Origin of the sequence: Pedobacter rhizosphaerae, from assembly GCF_900111155.1 — a bacterium.
GTDB lineage: Bacteria > Bacteroidota > Bacteroidia > Sphingobacteriales > Sphingobacteriaceae > Pedobacter > Pedobacter rhizosphaerae.
Map to the genome: position 1 here is coordinate 54,944 of NZ_FOGG01000005.1, position 20,230 is coordinate 75,173.

Genomic DNA, 20,230 nt, shown 5'->3' on the forward strand with positions numbered 1-20,230 from the left:
CTATATATTATTGAACTGTTCATGTGCGGATAGCGCTCCATTGTTCCAATACAAATGAAAATTTAAAACTAACCATTTTTTTGAGTCTGCACAACCTGAACCCCGGCTCTTGGCAATGCAGTGACTGATCCTTCAAATATAAAGCCTCTCTTTTATGGTTTCTGGTTTAATCTGCGAAAAATGAATATTTACTCTTCAGTTTTATGTAAAAGTACACTAATTAAAAAATGAAAAATGACGGCCTGATAATTTATGGTAAAAATGATTATTTAAATAAATAGAGATGTTCCTGTATAGCCGATCTCTATTTATTTTTAATGACTTTTTTATGGTGCCAAACGCGTTTTAACCCATTCTCCTTTGATCAGTTCAAAATTAATGCGGTCGTGCAGGCGGCTTCTTCTGCCTTGCCAGAACTCTATGCGGGTGGGTTTAACAATGTATCCACCCCAATGTGCAGGCTTAGCAATACTTTTTTCTGCACTACTCAATTTTAAGGCTTCAAATTTTTCTTCTAAAAACTGACGGTTGGGAATAACCTGACTTTGTGGAGAGGCAATAGCACCAATCTGGCTTGATACGGGCCGGGTATTGAAATAGTTTTCTGAGGTTTCCTTATCTAGTTTCTCTACTGATCCCTCAATTCTAACTTGTCTTTCCAAGTCAGGCCAAAAGAAAACTAAGCAGGCATATGGATTTCTCTTAAGCTCTTTTCCTTTAGCACTCAAATAATTGGTGAAAAAGCGAAAGCCATCTTCATCAACGCCTTTAAGCAGTACAATTCGTGCATCGGGGCGGCCAGATTTATCTACTGTAGCCAATGTCATTACATTCGGTTCATAAACTTGCGCTGAAACAGCATTTTCAAACCATGTTTTAAACTGTACTATAGGGTTATTATCTACGTCAGACTCATCTAACGTTGCGCTTTTATAATCTTGGCGCAGGTTTTGTAGAAATTCATTTGTAACTTGCATAAACAAAAATACGCATCTTTTATGGTGCCACAAATGATTCTCGTCATGCTAAACAATATTAAACCTCAAACCGGAAGATTACTCGTTTCAGAGCCTTTCATGGCAGATCCTAATTTTAAAAGATCAGTCGTTTTATTAACCGAACATGGTGATGAAGGAACGGTTGGTTATATTCTGAATCAGGTGGGGAATCTCATTCTAAATGATGTTATCCAGGATCTCTGGGAAGCGGATAATCACATTTATTTTGGCGGACCAGTAGCTGCAGACACCCTTCATTTTATTCACAGGTGTTACGATAAGCTGCAAAGTGGCGAGGAGATTGGAAATGGTATTTATTGGGGAGGAAATTTCGAAACCCTTAAAATCCTGTTGAATACAAATGCGATTAAAGCGAATGAAGTGAAATTTTTTATGGGCTATTCTGGATGGGATACAGGACAGCTGGAGAGGGAAATAGAGCAAAACGCCTGGATGGTCAGTAATATCTCAGATACCAATTTGATTTTTGGTAATGATGATGAGCAGTTGTGGAGGGATGTAATTGTTAATCTTGGTCCTAAATACGCTCATATCAGTAATTTTCCCGTAGATCCGAGTTTGAACTAGATCTTTATTTAAAATAAAACGATAAATAATTATTGTTTTGTTTTAAAATAGTATGTATTATTGTTTCATAAATTATTGCCTTATGAAACTCTCAGAAAGTCGTTTAATCAGAAATTTAGACAGATTTGCAACTGCTGCACTCATCTTCTATGTGATTTTTATTCTAGTAAAGGTTTTTTCTACCTCGGCACCTGCATTGAGCAAAAGCGTTAAAGGTTATGACATGTATGGTGTTCAGGTACGAGTCTCTGATAAATCAGATCCTAAGGCTTCACTTGAAGATTGGTTCAGGAACAAAGTTGTGGTAAGAAAAACAAACATTGGAACGGTAGAAGTAAGGTTTAAAACTTATTCGCAACTTTTTTCATTTCCGGCAATCATTTTCCAAATCGCTCAATACCTGCATTGGATCTGTATTGGCTTGTTGGCATTGGGGACAAAATATTTTTTTGCTTCATTAAGAAGGGATAATGTTTTTACAGCCAAAAATGGTCGTATTATAATTTCAATGGGCTTCTTGTTAATGTTATTGCCATTATTAGGCTGGCTGGCACAAGAACTATTTTTAAACTGTATTGCTACCCTAAACCTGAATGATTCTGGATATTTACTTAGCAATGGACGAAAATTTTTTGATTCGACTACACTAGTAGGATTAGTTGTAATTGCTCTAGGACTTGCTTTTAAAGTGGGCGTTCAAATTAAGCAGGAGAATGAAGCATTTGTTTAAAAAACACAGCTTATGCCAATTGTAATTAATTTAGATATTATGCTTGCCAGGCGAAAAATGTCTTTAACGGAGTTGTCGGAAAAGGTAGGGCTAACCATTGTAAACTTATCAATCCTCAAAACGGGAAAAGCAAAGGGCGTTCGGTTTGATACCTTGGAGGCGATTTGTAGAGTTTTAGACTGTAAACCCGGAGATATTATTGATATTGATTAATGGTTGATAGTCTAAAGTACTTAGCAAGCCTCAGACTATCAATTCATTACATTTAGACTACATCGTAGCAGCGCTTTCTTCTACTTTCTTTCTCAAATCATCTTTGTAAGCCTGCATTTTATCTCTTAGCGATTCATCAGCAGTAGCTAAAATCTGAGCAGCCAGTAGTCCGGCATTCTTTGCAGCATTTAAAGCAACAGTAGCCACGGGGATTCCGTTAGGCATTTGAAGGATCGATAGAATACTATCCCAACCATCAATAGAATTAGATGATTTTATCGGAACACCGATAACAGGTAATGTTGTAATAGAGGCCACCATGCCCGGTAAATGCGCAGCGCCACCAGCACCAGCAATAATCACTTTCAAACCCCTGCTAGCTGCATCTTTTGCATACTCAAACATTCTTTCAGGTGTACGGTGTGCAGAAACAACTGTCATTTCATAGTTGATCCCAAAGTCTTTTAATACATCTGCAGCATCTTGCATAACAGGTAGGTCTGATTTGCTACCCATGATGATACCTACTTTAAATTCAGTCATTTTATATTGGTTTATCCTTGTTCTAATTAATTAGGCAATTACTTTCAGTGTTTTCTGAACGTATCTTGCTTTTTCTATGGCTTTTTCGCGATCAATATCCACAATGGTTACGTGACCCATTTTGCGGAAAGGTTTGGTATATTTTTTTCCATAAAGGTGAACATATACCCCATCAATAGCCATTACTTTTTCCAGGTGCTCATACTTCGCTACACCTTCAAAGCCTTTTTCACCTAAAAGGTTAATCATAATGGCATTGGTAATGCTGCTGGTATCGCCCAAAGGCAGATTATAGATGGAACGGAGATGTTGCTCAAATTGAGAAACATAGTTGCCTTCTATGGTTTGGTGCCCACTGTTGTGTGGACGAGGGGCAACCTCATTCACCAGAATTTCGCCATCTTTGGTTACGAACATTTCTACAGCCAAAATACCTGTAATATTCATCGCAGAAGCGATTTGTTTAGCGATCATTTCAGCCTTTTGCTGTAAACTTTCCGCATATGTAGATGGAGAAATTAAAAACTCTACCAAATTGGCTTCAGGATTAAATTCCATTTCTACCATTGGAAAGGTTTTAACATCGCCATTTGAATTTCTGGCTACGATAACCGCAATTTCCTTTTCAAAATCTACCAGTTTCTCAATAATACATGGTGCGTTGAAAGCGTCTTTTAAATCCTCTGCACCATTAATCCGCATTACGCCTTTTCCATCATAACCATCTTTGCGAAGCTTAAGGATATAAGGAAACTGAAAATGACTGTTCTGCATATCTTCCCTGGTGTTCACAATTTGGAAAGGAGAGGTAGGGATATCATTTTCCTTGAAAAATTGTTTCTGAACGCCTTTGTCCTGAATTAAACGGATTACCCTCGATTGAGGAAAAACCTGTTTACCTTCTTTCTCCAATTGCTCCAGGGCATCGATGTTTACTTTTTCAATTTCAATCGTGATGATATCGGCTTTCTTGCCAAAGTTGTAAACGGTATCGAAATCGGTAATGGAACCATTTTCAAAATAATTACAAATGTGCTTGCAAGGTGCATCCGGATCCGGATCGAGAACTAATGAAGTTACATTGTAATTGATTGCCTGTTGGATGAGCATGCGCCCTAATTGTCCGCCTCCTAAAATACCTAATTTTAATTCGCTGATCTGTTTTGCCATGAGGTGTGAAAAAGTATGCTAATTTTGCACAAAAGTAACAATATTTAGATTATTGATGGATGCAGATGCGATAATAATTGGTGCCGGGGCTTGCGGATTGATGTGCGCAGTGCAAGCAGGCTACCTGGGGAAAAGGGTTATTGTTTTAGAAAAAAACGATAAACCGGGTGCCAAAATTTTAATTTCTGGTGGCGGGCGATGCAATTACACCAATCAATTCGCTTCTGCTGAGCAGTTTATCTCTGCAAATCCGCATTTCGTGAAATCGGCATTTACGCAATGGACTGTCGATGATACGGTGAGCTTTTTTGAAACGTATGGCATTACAGGTAAAGAAAAAACATTGGGACAATTATTTCCGGATGAAAAAAATGCCAGAGATGTTGTTCAGGTTTTTACCTCAATATGCGAAGATTTTGGACAGGAAATCAGGTGTAATGCCGAGGTAAAGGATATTGTTATACTTCCCGATGGTTTTGAAGTTAGCTATGAGAAAAATGGAAAACTCGTTACTATAAATACTGAAAAACTGGTTGTAGCTGCGGGTGGTTTGCCTATTCCCAAAATGGGAGCTACCGATTTTGCTTTACGTTTTGCCCGAAAACAAGGACTAAACATCATAGAAACAGCACCTGCACTGGTTCCACTAACCATTACCGGTAAAGATGAAGAGTGGTTTGCACAGCTTTCAGGTAATGCCGTTTTTTCTGAAGTAAGCAATGATGAAATAGCTTTTGAAGAGAATATTCTTTTTACCCACTGGGGATTAAGTGGCCCTGCCATTTTACAGATTTCCTCGTTCTGGAGAAGGGGACAACCTATCAATATCAATTTACTGCCAAATGAAAATATTCAGGTGCTTTTGGATGAGGAAAGGAAATCGAATGGTAAAACGATGCTTTCTACCTTATTGAATAGATATTATACGAAGAAGTTCACGGATGCCTTGGGGAAATTTTTGCCTTTGGAGAAACCCGTAGCTTCATTAACTAAAGCAGATATTGATTTAATTGATCAAACCATACATCATTTCAAAGTGAAGCCAGCAGGAGATAAGGGCTACGATAAGGCAGAGGTAATGCGCGGGGGAATAGATACAAATGAGCTTTCTTCCAAAACTTTGGAGTGCAAGAAAATTCCAAATTTATTTTTTGGTGGAGAGTGTGTAGACGTTACCGGCTGGCTGGGTGGCTATAATTTTCAATGGGCCTGGGCTAGTGGCTTCGTAATTGCACAACAACTTTAATATAGTCCGAAGTCTAGAGTCCAAAGTCCATAGTCAAAAATGATTTAGTTAGATTTGTTACCTTTAGGCAGGTCTGCACCCAGTCTTGATACTTCTATTCAGTACCTAGTCCTTAGTCGTTAGTCCTTAGTCTGGAAGTATAACCTTTGCACCCAATCTCGATACTCAATACTTGATACTAATTTAAAATAAACATTCAACTAAGCAACACAACACGAACCACCTCACCAATTCAATGTCTTTCTACGATTTTGTTGCCTTTGAAGGTCTGCACCCCGTCTGGGTAGTTGATACTTCTATTCAGTACCTAGTCCGTAGTCGTTAGTCCTTAGTCTGGAAGTATAACCTTGGTGCCCAATCTTGATACTAAATACTTTATACTAATTTAAAATAAACATTCAACTAAGCAACTCAACACGAACCACCTCACCAATTCAATGTCTTTCTACGATTTTGTTGCCTTTGGTCAGACTGCACCCTGTCTTGATACTTCTATTCAGTACCTAGTCCGTAGTCGTTAGTCCTTAGTCTGGAAGTTTAACCTTTGCGCCCAATCTCAATACTAAATACTTTATACTAAATACTAAATACTTGATACTCAACACTCGATACTAAGTACTCCTCAGAGATACACATTAGGCATAATCTCCCAGGCCCAGGGTTTCTTAAAGGTTTTGAAAGTGCGCAGCTGAGAAAAAAACAGTACTTCGCTTGTTTTGTAGTTGCCGATATCCCGTCTGTACAGATTACCGTGGGTAGTGTATAACTCCCGGTCTTTAAAATTATAAATCCGTTCGGTCATATCCCCGTGAGAATTATTGTAATAAAGATTGATGGCATTCGTTAAAAACCAGTCTTTATTTTCGAATTTAAAGGTATAGCCCAATTCCCAGCGCCATTCATTTCCACCCTGAAAACGCAAATATAATTGTTGATCTTTGATGGCTATTTGCTGTAAGGGATCTCCGAGTTTGCCACCTTCTTCGGAGCGTAAAATAAAGTCGTTATTCTGCGTCGACAAGGTATAAACCTCATCCTTTTTAAAGTAAATGGCTAATATCCGGGGTTTCTGAGTTTCCTTGATAATGCCGGTTGTATTATCACCGTAAACCCTGATTTCATCAATGGCTTTAAAATATTCCAGTACCAAAGCCAAGTCTGCTGTTCCATCACCGTTAAGGTCGCCTTCTGCTGTACTGATGATATTCCAGTTACCAGGTTTTAATTGTGCCGTAGAAACAGCCTGAGGTTTAAGTTTTGGAAACTGAAAAGCCTTTTGAGCCACACTAACCTGAGCAATAAGTATCAGCAAGTAAAAGAGAAAAACTTTCATGGTAATCATAAAACGCAAGAACAGGCACTTTAGTTTAATAGAAAGGGCACCTAAATCATTTTTGAGCCATAAAATTCCGTTGATATATTTCTGGAAGTCTTGTAATCCTTAAAAATCCCTTACTTTTGCAGTATAAAAATAAATCCTTTTGAAAACTGAGATCTTTGCCATAACGCCACCCTTTACCCAACTGAATACTCCTTATCCAGCCACGGCGTATATAAAAGGTTTCCTGAATACAAAAGGTATCACTTCAACACAAGCCGATTTAGGTATTGAAGTAATTTTGGAATTGTTTTCTAAAAAAGGAATTACCAGGTTGTTTAACCATTCGGCATTAACCGATAAGGTAAGTGACAATTCTAAACGCATAATAGCCCTTCAGGAAGAATATATTAAAACCATTGATGCCGTAATTTCCTTTCTTCAGGGGAAGAATCCAACTTTGGCATTACAAATCTGTAGTGGCGATTTTTTACCTGAAGCATCCCGATTTGCTCAATTAGAGGAATTAGATTGGGCTTTCGGTGCCATGGGTACCCAGGATAAGGCTAAACATCTGGCAACGCTTTATCTGGAAGATATTTCTGATTTTATTGTAGAATGTATTGATGAAAATTTTGGCTTTAGCCGCTACGCAGAGCGATTGGGGAGAAGTGCGAACTCTTTCGACGAATTATACGAGATTTTAAACGCGCCATTAAGTTATATTGATGAAGTGCTTATTACCGTACTAAAAGAGAAAATAGCCCTCATCCAACCCCAATTATTTCTCATTTCCGTGCCCTTTCCGGGCAACTTGTATAGTGCTTTCCGCTGTGCACAATGGATCAAAGCCAATCACTCCGAAATTAAAGTTTCTATGGGCGGTGGATTTCCCAATACAGAATTACGCTCGCTAAAAGATGAACGGGTTTTTGAGTTTTTTGATTTTATTACCCTTGATGATGGCGAATTGCCAATTGAGTTACTCTATCATAATATTAGTCAGGATATCCCTGAAGCAGCCAAAACCTATAAACGAACCTTTCTCTTAGAAAATAATCAAGTCGTTTACCGCAATGACTCCTTTAGAAATGATTATAAACAATCGGACGTAGGTACACCAGATTATAGCGATTTATTGCTGGATCAGTACATTTCTGTCATCGAAATCGTAAATCCAATGCATAGGATGTGGAGCGACGGGCGCTGGAATAAACTCACTATGGCTCACGGTTGTTATTGGGGAAAATGTACCTTCTGCGATATTTCTTTAGATTATATCAGGGTTTATGAGCCTGTGGCAGCCAGAGAGATTGTAGATCGGATAGAGCAATTAGTAGCACAAACCGGACAAAATGGTTTCCACTTTGTGGATGAGGCAGCACCTCCGGCTTTAATGAGAGAAGTAGCCCTGGAGATTTTAAGAAGAGGCCTTGCAGTAACCTGGTGGACAAACATTCGTTTCGAAAAGAGCTTTACCAGAGATTTGTGCTTATTGCTAAAAGCATCTGGTTGTATTGCTGTTTCCGGGGGATTAGAAGTGGCTTCGGATCGTTTGTTGAAGCTGATTGATAAAGGTGTTACCGTTGAGCAAGTGGCTAAAGTTACCCGGAATTTTACCGAAGCAGGGGTTATGGTTCATGCTTACCTCATGTATGGTTACCCTACGCAAACCGTACAGGAAACTGTAGATAGCCTGGAAATGGTGAGGCAGCTGTTTGAAGCTGGTGTGCTACAATCGGGCTTTTGGCACCAGTTTGCCATGACCGCTCACAGTCCCGTGGGCATGTACCCGGAAAAATTTGGGGTGGTAAAAGAAACCAATTGTGTAGGTACTTTTGCGAATAACGACATCAATTACATCGATAAAACAGGCATAGACCATAATAAATTTAGTTACGGCCTAAAGAAATCACTGTTTAATTTCATGCATGGCATCTGCTTCGATTATGAATTACAAGATTGGTTTGATTTTAAAATACCAAGAACTAAGATAAGCGCTGATTTTATTGAAAAGGCATTGGTTGATCACGATCTCTTTAACATCAAACCTACTGCAAAAGTGGTTTGGATGGGAAGAAAACCTGCTGTAGATTATTTCACTAAAACCAAAAAAGGCAACTCCTGGGAGATGGCCTCTTTAACTTTTCACGACAAGAAGGAAACATTTACCATTCAAACCAATCAGAAAGAAGGAGTTTGGTTAATGGCTTTGTTGGATAAGATCAGGATTGCAAGCGATAAAGTATACACTTTCCAGGAAGTAAAAGCTGATTTCGAAGCTGAAATGGAAAACTTTGAACTCTTCTGGTACTCCAAACCCATCAATACCTTAAGAGATTATGGTCTTTTGGTGTTGTAATAGAAGAGAAATTAGAGAATTAGTGAATGATAGAATGAGTGGATGATTGAATGGGGGATTCGCTATTAACACTCACTCATTCAAAACTCACTCATTTAAAATTAGTGAATGAGAGAATGATTGAATGAGGGATTCGCTATTAACATTCACTCATTCAAAATTCAGTCATTTAAAATTAGTGATTGATAGAATGATTGAATGAGGGATTCGCTATTAACATTCACTCATTCAAAACTCAGTCATTTAAAATTAGTGAATGAGAGAATGATAGAATGAGGGATTCGCTATTAACATTCACTCATTCAAAACTCAGTCATTCAATCATTCCCCTTAATCGCAATGCGGTACCGTATACGTCCAGGTTTCAGACTCCCCATTCGGAATAATATATCCGTTACCTCTGGCATTTTCGAACCATAATTTACCCCGAAGTTTTTCTCTTGTGCCCACTTCATTCATGGTTGCACTGTCGTAAAGACGGCCGTTAATCATAACATATTTAATTTTTTCCGAATTACGGATATCATCCAAAGGATTGGCATCCATAATTACCAGGTCGGCTAGCTTACCCACCTCTAATGAGCCAATTTCTTTATTCATACCCAAATAGCTCGCGCCATTTAAAGTTGCATTTCTAATCGCCTGAAGCGGGGAGAAGCCTCCTTGAACCATCATCCACAGCTCCCAGTGCGCACCTAAGCCCTGAATTTGTCCGTGGGCACCTAAGTTTACTTTCGTTCCACCATCGGCAATCTGTTTAGTCGCTTTGGCAATATCAATATGGTTGTAATCGCTGTACTCAGATGTGGTTCTTCGTCTTGCCCTCGAATCAATGATAGACCGTGGGGTAAAACTCATTAACTTTTCATTTTCCCAAACATTGGTCCTGTCATACCAATAATTTTCGCCCCATTGGCCGCCATAGGCTACAATTAAAGTAGGAGTATAGCCTACTTCGGTATTGTTCCAAAGCGTGGTTACATCTTTATATATGGGTAAAACAGGGATACTGTGCTCAATCCCGGTGTGTCCATCCGCAATCATGTTCATGTTATGGAAAAATGTCGATCCACCCTCAGGTACAACCTCCATTTTTAACTGGCGCGCAGCTTCCAAAATCTGTTGACGTTGCTCTCTTCTAGGTTGATTGTAAGATTTTACAGAGAAGGCACCTACAGCTTTTAGTCTTCTTAAGTTCGTTAAAGCATCTTCAAGGCTATTAATCACCACCTTGAAATCGCCATCTGCACCATATAAAATTGATCCTGTAGAATAAACTCTTGGCCCAATCAATCTTCCGGCTTTAAGCATTTCGCTCTGGCTGAAAACCATTTCTGTGTTGCTAGATGGATCATGGGATGTGGTTACACCAAAGGCCAGGTTAGCCATATAGCTCCAGTCACTTTGTGGCGTAATTCCATCAGGACTTGTACGTAAATGCGCATGCACATCAATAATACCTGGCATAATGGTTTTACCCTGAACATCGATCACTTTTGCATTGGCGGGGATCGTAACTGCATCAGCTTTTCCAAGCGCGGTAATTTTATTTCCATCGGTAAGGATAGTTCCATTTTCGATTACTTCATCACCTTTCATGGAAATTATTCTGGCACCCTTTAAGGCGATTAAGCCTGTTGGCAGGTCTGATTTGAATACCAGGTTGATGTCAGTTGAACTGGCTTGAGCTTTAGGTGTCTTACCATCAAAATTAAACGCTTCCTCAACGCCAATTGTAAAATACTTTGGTCCCAATGTCCAATGCAGATTTTTACTATCCGCACTCCACTGAATATAAGTGCCACCATCGGTAGTTACCTTTGTTACAGGAATAGCTTTGTTCCCTGCAGATGCATCCTGAGCCCCTCCAATATTGATCATTGGGGTGATGTAAACGTTAAAGAGCTCGTTAAAGGCCAGCCACTTGTTGTCTGGACTTATCACAAACTGATTGGCATATTGAGAAGTAAAGTGTGTACGCTCGTTTGCACCGTTTAAATCGATACTTTTTAATGCTTTTTTACCATCTGCATTGCTTTGGAAATAGATTCTGGTATCGGTGTTATTAAATTGCGGACGAATACCATTCTCCGAAACCAATGTTTTAGATCCGCCATTGGCAGGCATGATAAAAATTCCGGTTCCACGGCCATAATTATAACCTAAAACATCGTTTCCAGTCCCTTTTCTAAAAACTATCTTATCACCTTTGCTGGAGTATTGTGGCGAATAATAGAACCCTTTTTCATCACTTAAGGTAATTAATTTACCTGATTTAAGATCTGCGCGTTTAATTGCTCCCCGTAGTTCATCGTTCCAGGTGGTAAAAACAACATATTTGCCATCTGGACTAAAGCTGGGTTCGAATTCAAAATCCAAGCCATTGGTTAATCGTTCAGGTGTACCATTTGGAAGCTCTTGTTTGTAAAGGAAACCAGCGGCATTGAAAACAATTGTTTTTCCATCTGGAGAAGTAACCAGCTGACGCAACATTTTGGCATTAAACTCATTACTGAAAACTTGTTGTTCAAAGTGTAAGGCCTTCTGAACGGTTTGTATCGTGTTTGCCTGAAAAGGAATTTCTGAATTAATTAAGCTTGCAACTTCTGTTTTCCTGATTTTTCCTTTGGCATAGAACACCAGGCTTTTACTGTCGGGTGTCCAGGCAAAGTTGGGATAAACGCCAAAAATGGCCCAGGTTTCCTGCTGGTCATGAGAAAGGTCGTCATTTACCGGCCATTCCTCACCCGTTTTAATGTTTTGTACATATAAGGTCGATTTCAATCTTACCCGTTTTACAAAAGCAATATAATTTCCATCTGGCGAAACCTGTGGTCGGCAGGCACCTCCCTGTTCGTTGATCAGGGTACTCAGTTTCCCTGTATTCAAATCAAGCTGGCGGATGGCGTAAATGGTGCCATTAGGATCCTTACTATATTCGAAATTAGGCCCTGGGGTAACGTCTTCACTAAAATAAAGGTATTTGCCATCTGGCGAAACATTAGGCTCTCCGGCATCCTGCTGATCATTCTTGCGCTTGGTGAGTTGCACTCCGTCGCCACCGTTAATGCTGTACATCCACATTTCTCCTGCTCCTAAAGAGCGCGAAGCCGTAAAATGCTTTCTTGCCACTATATATTCGCTATTAGGCATCCAGGTGGCATTGTTCAATAACCTGAAACTTTCCTTAGTAATTTGTTTCTTTTCAGATCCGTCACGGTTCATTATCCAGATATTATCGCCGCCACTCTTATCGCTGGTATAAGAAATGTACTTACCGTTCGGACTAAAACGAGGTTGAACGTCCCAGGCAATACCTCCGCTAATGAGTTTAGCTCCTCCACCCGTAATGGGCATAGTGTAAATATCACCAAGAAGATCAAAGACAATTTCCTGTCCATCCGGACTTACATCCAGATTCATCCAGGTGCCCTCGTTGGTGTTTAAGGTAAAGTTCTTCGTAGTGCCCTGATATTTTTCAATATCCCACTTTTTTTCTTGAGCTGAGGTAGTTAAAAATAATAAGGAGAGTGCGGGCAGGATGTAGCGTGATTTCATTAAATGATGATTAAATCTGCCGCAATTTAGCAATATCGGTAGGTTTTTTATAGTTTTGATACCGCCGATTTATGACAGCAATAGAGATTTTACAAAAGTATTGGGGATATCCCGCCTTCAGGCCTTTGCAACAGGAGATTATTGCCGCTGCGTTAGATGGTAAAGATAGTTTGGCGCTTTTACCTACCGGAGGAGGGAAATCTATTTGCTTTCAGGTTCCGGCCTTGGTAAAAGAAGGAATCTGTATTGTAGTTTCCCCGTTAATTGCCCTGATGAAAGATCAGGTAGAAAACCTTAAAGCCAAAGGGATTGAAGCCATTGCCATTTATGCCGGTATGGGCAAGAGAGAGATTGATATCTTGCTTGACAACTGTATATATGGTAAAATAAAGTTTCTCTATCTCTCGCCAGAACGTTTATTGTCTGATTTGGTTCGCACAAGGATATCTTATATGAATGTGAACCTGATTGCGGTAGATGAGGCACATTGTATTTCTCAGTGGGGTTATGATTTTCGCCCTCCTTATCAGCAAATCGCTAAGCTTCGTGAAATATTGCCCTATGTACCCGTTTTAGCGCTTACAGCCACAGCCACTTCTTTTGTAAGGAAAGATATTGTGGAGAAGCTGGAGATGAAAGATCCGCAGGTTTTTATTAAAAGCTTTGCTAGAGATAACCTTAGTTATGTGGTTTTTAATAAGGAAGATAAGTATAAAAAACTTATTGAAATTTGCAATAATGTAAAAGGAACCGGATTAGTATATGTACGCAACAGAAGAGAAACCGCAGAGGTATCTAACTTCTTGAACCGCAACCAAATTAAGGCAGATTTTTACCATGCAGGACTAGAAAGAGACAGTCGTTTTAAAAAACAGGAAGATTGGAAGCTAAATAAAACCAGGGTAATGGTGGCTACCAACGCCTTTGGGATGGGGATAGACAAGGCCGACGTTAGGTTTGTTATTCATTTAGATCTACCCGAAAGCTTAGAAGCCTACTATCAAGAGGCTGGAAGAGCTGGGCGAGATGAGAAAAGAAGTTATGCAGTTTTACTGGCTAATCAGGCAGATGTTGCAGGATTGGAAAGTAGGTATGTAGAGCGTTTCCCAAGTCCTGATGAGATTAGAAAAATATATCATTATCTGGGGAATTACTTTCAACTGGCTTTTGGCGCTGGTGAAGGTTTAACATTTACTTTTGATGTAGCTGATTTCTGTAAGCGGTTTAATATTAGTGTTTTAAAAGTATTGTCTGGATTGAAGTTTCTGGAACATGACGGTTATCTTACGCTGTCTGAAAGTGTATTTCTCCCTTCAAGGTTGATGTTCACTGCCAGTCATGAAGATGTGTACCGCTTTCAGATTGAGAACAGGGCTTTCGATCCAATCATTAAAACCATTTTACGCTCGCATGGCGGTGCCTTTGATGGTTTTGTTAAAATAAATGAGGCTGATATCGCCAAGAAAATAGGCGTTTCCTACAAGGATGTAATAGTGGTTTTAACTCAGCTACAATCGATAGATTTGTTGAATTACATTCAGCAAACTGATCAGCCACAACTCCAGTATGTGAGGGCAAGAGTAGATATGGACCATTTTGATTTGGATGTGAAATATTTACTGCTCAGAAAAGAGATTTTACTCAAGCAAATTGAAGCTGTAGTGAATTACACCAGTGCCCATACTTGCCGGAGCATTCAGCTGCTAACTTATTTTGATGAACCCAACGGAGATAAATGTGGCGTGTGCGATGTTTGTCTTGCAGAGAAAAAAGCCGGAATGGAGGGGCAGAAGCAAGATGAAATAGATTATGAAATCGTTTCAATGTTGCAGCAAAATCCTTTAAGCTTAGATGAACTTGTTCCCAATATTAAAAATGGCACTGAGAATGAAAGGCTTGATGCCATTCGCGAATTATTAGATGCCGGCAAAATAAAAACTGATGGGAAGAAGTATTATCTTTAGGCCTGTTTTCAGTTGGCAGTTTTGAATTAACAGTTTTCAGTTCGCTTTAAGCAGTTAACCAATCAGACCGTTCAGCAATTCAACAGTTTAACAAACAAACTAAACCACACCGTCATTCCCAAAAAAAATGATACAAAAAAACAACAAGAAAACCATCCGTTCATGGGCATTCTTTGATTGGGCAAACTCCGCCTATAATTTAGTTATTACCTCAACAATTTTTCCTGCTTACTATACCATCATCACCACCACCAAGGAACATGGAGATAAAGTGGTTTTCTTTGGAAGAACCTTTGTTAACACCTCTCTCTCCAATTATGCGCTGTCTTTTGCTTATTTGGTTATGGCGCTGCTTTTGCCCATTTTATCATCCATTGCAGATAGGAGAGGAAACAAAAAATCATTCATGAAATTCTTTACCTATATGGGAGGGATGGCTTGTATTGGCTTGTATTTTTTTAAGTTAGATACCTTGCAAATGAGCATAGTTTTCTTTGTTTTAGCGGCTATGGGCTATATTGGCGGGGTACTATTTAGTAATTCCTACCTTCCCGAAATTGCAACCGAAGAGCACCAGGATAGGGTGAGTGCGCAAGGATTTTCATATGGTTATATCGGTTCCGTACTCCTGCAAATCATCTGTTTCTTATTTGTATTAAAACCAGAGTGGTTTGGTATAGTGGATGAATCTTTTCCTCCTCGATTATCATTCCTACTGGTGGGTGTTTGGTGGATTGCATTTTCGCAGATTCCGTTTTCAGTTCTTCCCAATGGAAAGCCGCAATTAGATAAAGTGAAAACAAATATCATTAAGGATGGATTTGGAGAGCTAACCAAAGTATGGGGGCAGTTGAAACAGATTAAGAAACTGAAAGGATTTTTATTGTCTTTCTTTTTTTATTCTATGGGTGTTCAAACCATTATGCTGGCCGCTGCTGGTTTTGCCGAGAAAACATTAAAATTAGGAACAGCTAAGTTGATTGCCGTAATCCTGATTATCCAATTGGTAGCTATACCGGGAGCACTGTTAATGTCCTTTTTAGCGAAGAAAATAGGTAATATAAATGTCCTTATTATGGTTGTGCTCATTTGGATAGGCTGTTGCATTTATGGCTATAATATTGCAACCGAATATCAATTTTATGCTTTGGCCGCCATTGTAGGATTAATTATGGGGGGAATTCAATCATTGTCCCGCTCAACCTATTCTAAATATTTGCCTCAAAACACCCCGGATAGTACCTCATTCTTTAGTTTTTATGATGTTACCGAAAAACTGGCCATTGTAATTGGTTTATTTAGTTTTGCTTATATAGAAGATTTAACCGGAAATATCCGTTACTCAATTATCGCCCTGGCATCATTTTTTATCATTGGATTAATCTTTTTGTTATTCTTGAAGAAAATCGAGGGTAAAGAATTGGTAAAATTGTAAGTTTGCAGGCTTAAGAAATGTTTATTGGTGAAGGCTTATCCTCATCATTCCTATAAAAACGTCAAAAATAATAGATGAAAGTAGAATTGTTTGTCCCATGTTTTGTAGATCAGTTATATCCCGAAACCGCCTTTAATACGCTCAGGCTATTAGAGAAATCGGGTTGCGATGTAACCTACAATTCTAAACAAACCTGCTGCGGTCAGCCAGCCTACAATGCTGGTTACTGGGATGAAGCCAAGCAGGTGGGTACAAAATTTTTAAACGATTTTACCGAAAATACTTATGTTGTAGCACCTTCGGCCTCTTGTGTGGGGATGATTAAGGGGGGCTATAATGATCTGTTCACCAATACCATTGTGCATAACAAATGCCGCAGTTTACAAGCCAATATCTGGGAACTGTCTGATTTCTTAGTGAATATCGCCAAAAAGGATTATTTCGGGGCAGAGTTAGAAGGGAAGGCTGTATATCATGACTCTTGCAGTGCGCTTCGTGAATGTAAAATTAAGGATGAGCCCCGTCAACTGCTTTCTAAAGTCCATGGATTGGAGATGATCGAAATGCAGGATACCGATATGTGCTGCGGTTTTGGGGGTACTTTTGCCGTAAAGTTCGATGCCATTTCATCTGCCATGGCCGAACAAAAAATTAATCATGCCCTTGCACAAAATGCAGATTATATCATCTCTACCGATTTATCTTGTTTGTTGCATCTTCAAGGCTATATCGATAAAAATAATATCGCTATAAAAACCATGCATATAGCTGATGTTTTAACCAATGGTTGGTTGGAGAGTACCGAATATTAGCTGTTTTTTTACGTCTGAACAGCAGTTATTTAACACTTTTTAACTCGCTTTGTGTTGCAACAATAATAACTTTGTTTAAACCATTTTAGTGGTTATGCATCTAAGTTAATCAGGTCATGGATATAGCGCCATGATGGTACTTTGCATAACAAGACAAAATCAATAAAAAATGAAAAAAATATTATTCGCTTTATTAAGCGTATGTTCCATTGTTTCTGTAGCCAATGCACAGAAAAAAAGTTCTGGAGCCATACAGTTCGAAGCAACGGTAGATCCTGCGGCAATGGCTGCATCAAGTGGTATTCAGCTAACCGATCAAATGAAAGCCCGGATGCCTTCTTCAAGTAAAACTAATTTTGAATTACTATTTACAGCAACCAACGCCAGTTATATGCCTGTAGAAGATATTGAAGATAGCAATGGTGCCGGAGGCGGTGGCGGCGGTATGGGCAGAATGATGATGCGTTTTGGTGGCGCAGGCGGCAACCGCGAATACTATTATGTTTTTGCAGACAAAAGCCTTACTGAGGTTTTCGATTTGAATGATACGACTTACTTTATGCCAGGTAAACTAACGTTGTCTACTACTGGTCCTGTAAACTCGTTTAGAATGGGCGGTGGAGCTCCTGGAGATACCACAAGACCGAAGCCTGTAGCACCTCCTAAAATTGAAATTGTTAAAACGGATTCGACTAAACAAATTATCGGATTTACCTGTCACCAGGTAATTGTTAAATCCACTCGTTCAATTAAGCTTTTAGATATTGAAAGAGATGTAACTGAAGAAACCCGCATCTGGTATACCAATGATTTAGGGTTTAACTTTTCGCCAAATCCCAATATGTGGACTGAAGGTGCCGTTTTAGCCATAGAGGGCAGGGGAAATCGTACAGTGGCAACCAGCATTGATTACAGAGGGGTAAGCAGTAAGGATGTAACGGCTCCTAAAAAAGCAAAACCAATTACAGCAGAGGAATATAAAACTAAAATGGAGAGTATGATGAAACGTTTCAGAGGAAACAGACCCGGGGGTAATGGTGGCGGAAGAGTAATGATTATGGGGCAATAAAGCCATTTTAAATAGCCAAGGTCTGTGGCACACAGACCACTTATACCATTTTATTTTTGTGAGTCCCCTGGAATAAATTCAGGGTGACGAACCCCGATTTGAACCTATGGCCTGTGTGATACAGACCATTTTTTTTACCCCAACCATTTACCAGAGACACTTCTCCCTTTCCGATAAATTCCTTATCTTCGCAACAATTACAGATCACTTGGTATGTGATTTAGAACTAACTTTTTTTTATAACCGTCCGAAAATTTCAAAATAGAGGACAAAATCATAGTTGTAGATGATTAACATTACTTTACCTGACGGCTCAGTTCGTCAGTACGAAAAGGGCACTTCAGCCCATCAAATTGCATTATCCATTTCTGAGGGTTTAGCCCGTAACGTATTAGCTGCAGAAGTTAATGGAGAAGTTTGGGATTCAACAAGACCAATCGAGTCTGATTCTTCAGTAAAATTATTGACCTGGAATGATACCGCAGGAAAAGCCACTTTCTGGCATTCTTCAGCTCACTTAATGGCAGAAGCACTTGAGGCACTATATCCAGGCACTAAGTTTGGCATTGGTCCTGCAATTGAAACTGGTTTTTATTACGATGTAGATTTTGGAGACAGAGAGTTTTCTTCAGATGATTTCAAGGCCATTGAAACCAAAATGATTGAATTGGCTAAGCAAAAGGAAACTTTCACCAGAGAAAGTGTAAGCAAAGCTGATGCGATTAAGTATTTTACGGAAAAAGGCGATGAGTACAAGCTTGATTTGATTGATGGCTTAGAAGATGGAAAGATTACTTTTTATACTCAAGGTCAGTTTACAGATTTATGCCGTGGGCCGCATATTCCAAATACAGGTTTTGTAAAAGCTGTAAAATTGATGAATGTTGCAGGTGCTTATTGGCGTGGAGATGAAACTAAAAAGCAGTTAACCCGTATTTACGGCGTAACCTTCCCTAAGGCAAGTGAGCTTACAGAGTATCTTCAAATGATTGAGGAAGCTAAAAAGCGCGATCACCGTAAATTAGGTAAGGAATTAGAACTATTTGCTTTCTCTGAAAAAGTAGGTATGGGATTGCCATTGTGGTTGCCAAAAGGTACTGCTTTGCGCGAGCGTTTAGTGAATTTCTTAACAAAAGCACAAGCTAAAGCCGGATATGAGCAAGTGGTAACGCCGCATATTGGTCACAAAAATCTCTATGTAACTTCAGGTCACTGGGAGAAATATGGTAAAGATTCATTTCAGCCGATTAAAACGCCACAAGAAGGAGAGGAGTTTTTCTTAAAGCCAATGAACTGTCCGCACCACTGCGAGATTTATAAAACCAAACCACGTTCTTACAAAGACCTTCCGGTTCGTTTTGCAGAGTTTGGTACTGTATACCGTTATGAGCAAAGTGGCGAATTACATGGTTTAACCCGTGTACGTGGATTTACTCAGGATGATGCCCACTTATTCTGTATGCCAGAGCAGGTAAAGGAAGAATTTAAAAAAGTAATTGATTTGGTGCTTTACGTATTCAAATCACTAGGTTTTGATAACTATACTGCACAGGTTTCACTTCGCGATCCGGAAAATAAAGGCAAGTACATCGGTTCTGATGAAAACTGGAAGCTTTCTGAAAATGCGATTATTGAAGCAGCAGCAGAAAAAGGTTTAAATACTGTTGTCGAATATGGCGAGGCAGCCTTCTACGGTCCGAAACTGGATTTTATGGTTAAGGATGCTTTGGGTAGAAAATGGCAGTTGGGAACTATTCAGGTAGATTACAATTTGCCAGAACGCTTTGAACTGGAATATACTGGTAGCGATAATCAGAAACACAGACCTGTGATGATTCACAGAGCGCCATTTGGTTCTTTAGAACGCTTTATTGCCGTATTGATTGAGCATTGCGCTGGAAACTTCCCGCTGTGGTTAAGTCCGGAACAATTTATCATTCTTCCTATTTCAGAAAAATATGAAGAATATGCAAAAAAAGTTTTAGATGAACTAAATAATTCCGATATTCGCGGGCTGATTGACTTCCGAGATGAGAAAATTGGTCGTAAAATTCGCGATGCAGAAGTTAAAAAAATCCCTTACATGCTTATTATAGGCGATAAGGAGATGGCTGAAGGTAAAGTTTCAGTAAGAAAACACGGCGAGGGCGATTTAGGCGAAATGACGTTGGAGGAGTTCAACAATTTATTAATAAAAGAAATAACAGTTTAAAAATTAAATAAT

Annotated in this window: 15 protein-coding genes; 10 read left to right on the plus strand and 5 right to left on the minus strand. The window is 39.3% G+C overall.

What is annotated here, in order from left to right; genetic code table 11:
• Positions 1-326 precede the first annotated feature (326 nt).
• Entirely contained in the window at positions 327-977 is a 651-nt protein-coding gene (gene pdxH / locus BMX11_RS05430; RefSeq protein WP_090882243.1) for a pyridoxamine 5'-phosphate oxidase, read from the minus strand.
• Positions 978-1,022: 45 nt separating this feature from the next.
• Here pdxH and BMX11_RS05435 point away from each other — a divergent pair, with 45 nt between their 5' ends.
• The 3 genes from BMX11_RS05435 (at position 1,023) to BMX11_RS05445 (ending at position 2,529) form a co-directional block, all read left to right on the plus strand.
• Positions 1,023-1,586 carry a YqgE/AlgH family protein gene (locus tag BMX11_RS05435; RefSeq protein WP_090882244.1) on the plus strand — a complete coding sequence of 188 codons (564 nt, stop codon included), beginning with the start codon at positions 1,023-1,025 and terminating at the stop codon, positions 1,584-1,586.
• Positions 1,587-1,668: 82 nt separating this feature from the next.
• The gene (locus BMX11_RS05440; RefSeq protein WP_175474478.1) at positions 1,669-2,316 is read left to right on the plus strand and encodes a DUF2975 domain-containing protein; all 648 of its coding nucleotides are present in this window, start codon (positions 1,669-1,671) and stop codon (positions 2,314-2,316) included.
• A 12-nt stretch (positions 2,317-2,328) separates the two neighbouring features.
• Complete coding sequence (locus tag BMX11_RS05445; protein WP_090882248.1) at positions 2,329-2,529, plus strand: helix-turn-helix domain-containing protein; 201 nt, start codon at positions 2,329-2,331, stop codon at positions 2,527-2,529.
• Positions 2,530-2,586: 57 nt separating this feature from the next.
• Here the strand turns inward: BMX11_RS05445 and purE are convergent, their stop codons facing one another.
• Together purE and BMX11_RS05455 are read right to left on the minus strand one after the other, a co-directional pair.
• Positions 2,587-3,072 (minus strand): 5-(carboxyamino)imidazole ribonucleotide mutase, encoded by a 486-nt coding sequence (purE, locus tag BMX11_RS05450; protein WP_090882250.1) that lies wholly within the window; start codon positions 3,070-3,072, stop codon positions 2,587-2,589.
• Between the two features lie 30 nt (positions 3,073-3,102).
• The gene (locus tag BMX11_RS05455; RefSeq protein ID WP_090882252.1) at positions 3,103-4,242 is read right to left on the minus strand and encodes a 5-(carboxyamino)imidazole ribonucleotide synthase; all 1,140 of its coding nucleotides are present in this window, start codon (positions 4,240-4,242) and stop codon (positions 3,103-3,105) included.
• Positions 4,243-4,297: 55 nt separating this feature from the next.
• Here BMX11_RS05455 and BMX11_RS05460 point away from each other — a divergent pair, with 55 nt between their 5' ends.
• Positions 4,298-5,488, plus strand: a complete 1,191-nt coding sequence (locus tag BMX11_RS05460) for a BaiN/RdsA family NAD(P)/FAD-dependent oxidoreductase (RefSeq protein WP_090882254.1) — start codon at positions 4,298-4,300, stop codon at positions 5,486-5,488.
• 622 nt (positions 5,489-6,110) lie between these two features.
• On the opposite strand, the gene BMX11_RS05465 is transcribed toward BMX11_RS05460, so the two are convergent.
• Complete coding sequence (locus tag BMX11_RS05465; protein WP_139180131.1) at positions 6,111-6,821, minus strand: hypothetical protein; 711 nt, start codon at positions 6,819-6,821, stop codon at positions 6,111-6,113.
• 148 nt (positions 6,822-6,969) lie between these two features.
• On the opposite strand from BMX11_RS05465, the gene BMX11_RS05470 reads away from it, so the two are divergent.
• Positions 6,970-9,168 carry a B12-binding domain-containing radical SAM protein gene (locus tag BMX11_RS05470; protein WP_090882258.1) on the plus strand — a complete coding sequence of 733 codons (2,199 nt, stop codon included), beginning with the start codon at positions 6,970-6,972 and terminating at the stop codon, positions 9,166-9,168.
• 330 nt (positions 9,169-9,498) lie between these two features.
• Here BMX11_RS05470 and BMX11_RS05475 read toward each other — a convergent pair whose 3' ends face one another.
• Complete coding sequence (locus BMX11_RS05475; protein ID WP_245738585.1) at positions 9,499-12,726, minus strand: amidohydrolase family protein; 3,228 nt, start codon at positions 12,724-12,726, stop codon at positions 9,499-9,501.
• 71 nt (positions 12,727-12,797) lie between these two features.
• Between BMX11_RS05475 and BMX11_RS05480 the strand changes: the two genes are divergently transcribed.
• From BMX11_RS05480 to thrS, 5 genes are all read left to right on the plus strand, one after another.
• Positions 12,798-14,690, plus strand: coding sequence for a RecQ family ATP-dependent DNA helicase (locus BMX11_RS05480; protein ID WP_090882260.1), 1,893 nt, complete (start codon positions 12,798-12,800; stop codon positions 14,688-14,690).
• 127 nt (positions 14,691-14,817) lie between these two features.
• Entirely contained in the window at positions 14,818-16,125 is a 1,308-nt protein-coding gene (locus BMX11_RS05485; RefSeq protein WP_090882262.1) for an MFS transporter, read from the plus strand.
• Between the two features lie 74 nt (positions 16,126-16,199).
• The gene (locus tag BMX11_RS05490; RefSeq protein ID WP_090882264.1) at positions 16,200-16,937 is read left to right on the plus strand and encodes a (Fe-S)-binding protein; all 738 of its coding nucleotides are present in this window, start codon (positions 16,200-16,202) and stop codon (positions 16,935-16,937) included.
• A gap of 169 nt (positions 16,938-17,106) precedes the next feature.
• A complete protein-coding gene (locus BMX11_RS05495) occupies positions 17,107-18,006 on the plus strand; it encodes a hypothetical protein (RefSeq protein WP_090882266.1) in 900 nt (299 codons plus the stop codon).
• A 286-nt stretch (positions 18,007-18,292) separates the two neighbouring features.
• Complete coding sequence (gene thrS, locus BMX11_RS05500) at positions 18,293-20,218, plus strand: threonine--tRNA ligase (RefSeq protein WP_090882268.1); 1,926 nt, start codon at positions 18,293-18,295, stop codon at positions 20,216-20,218.
• Positions 20,219-20,230: the final 12 nt, after the last annotated feature.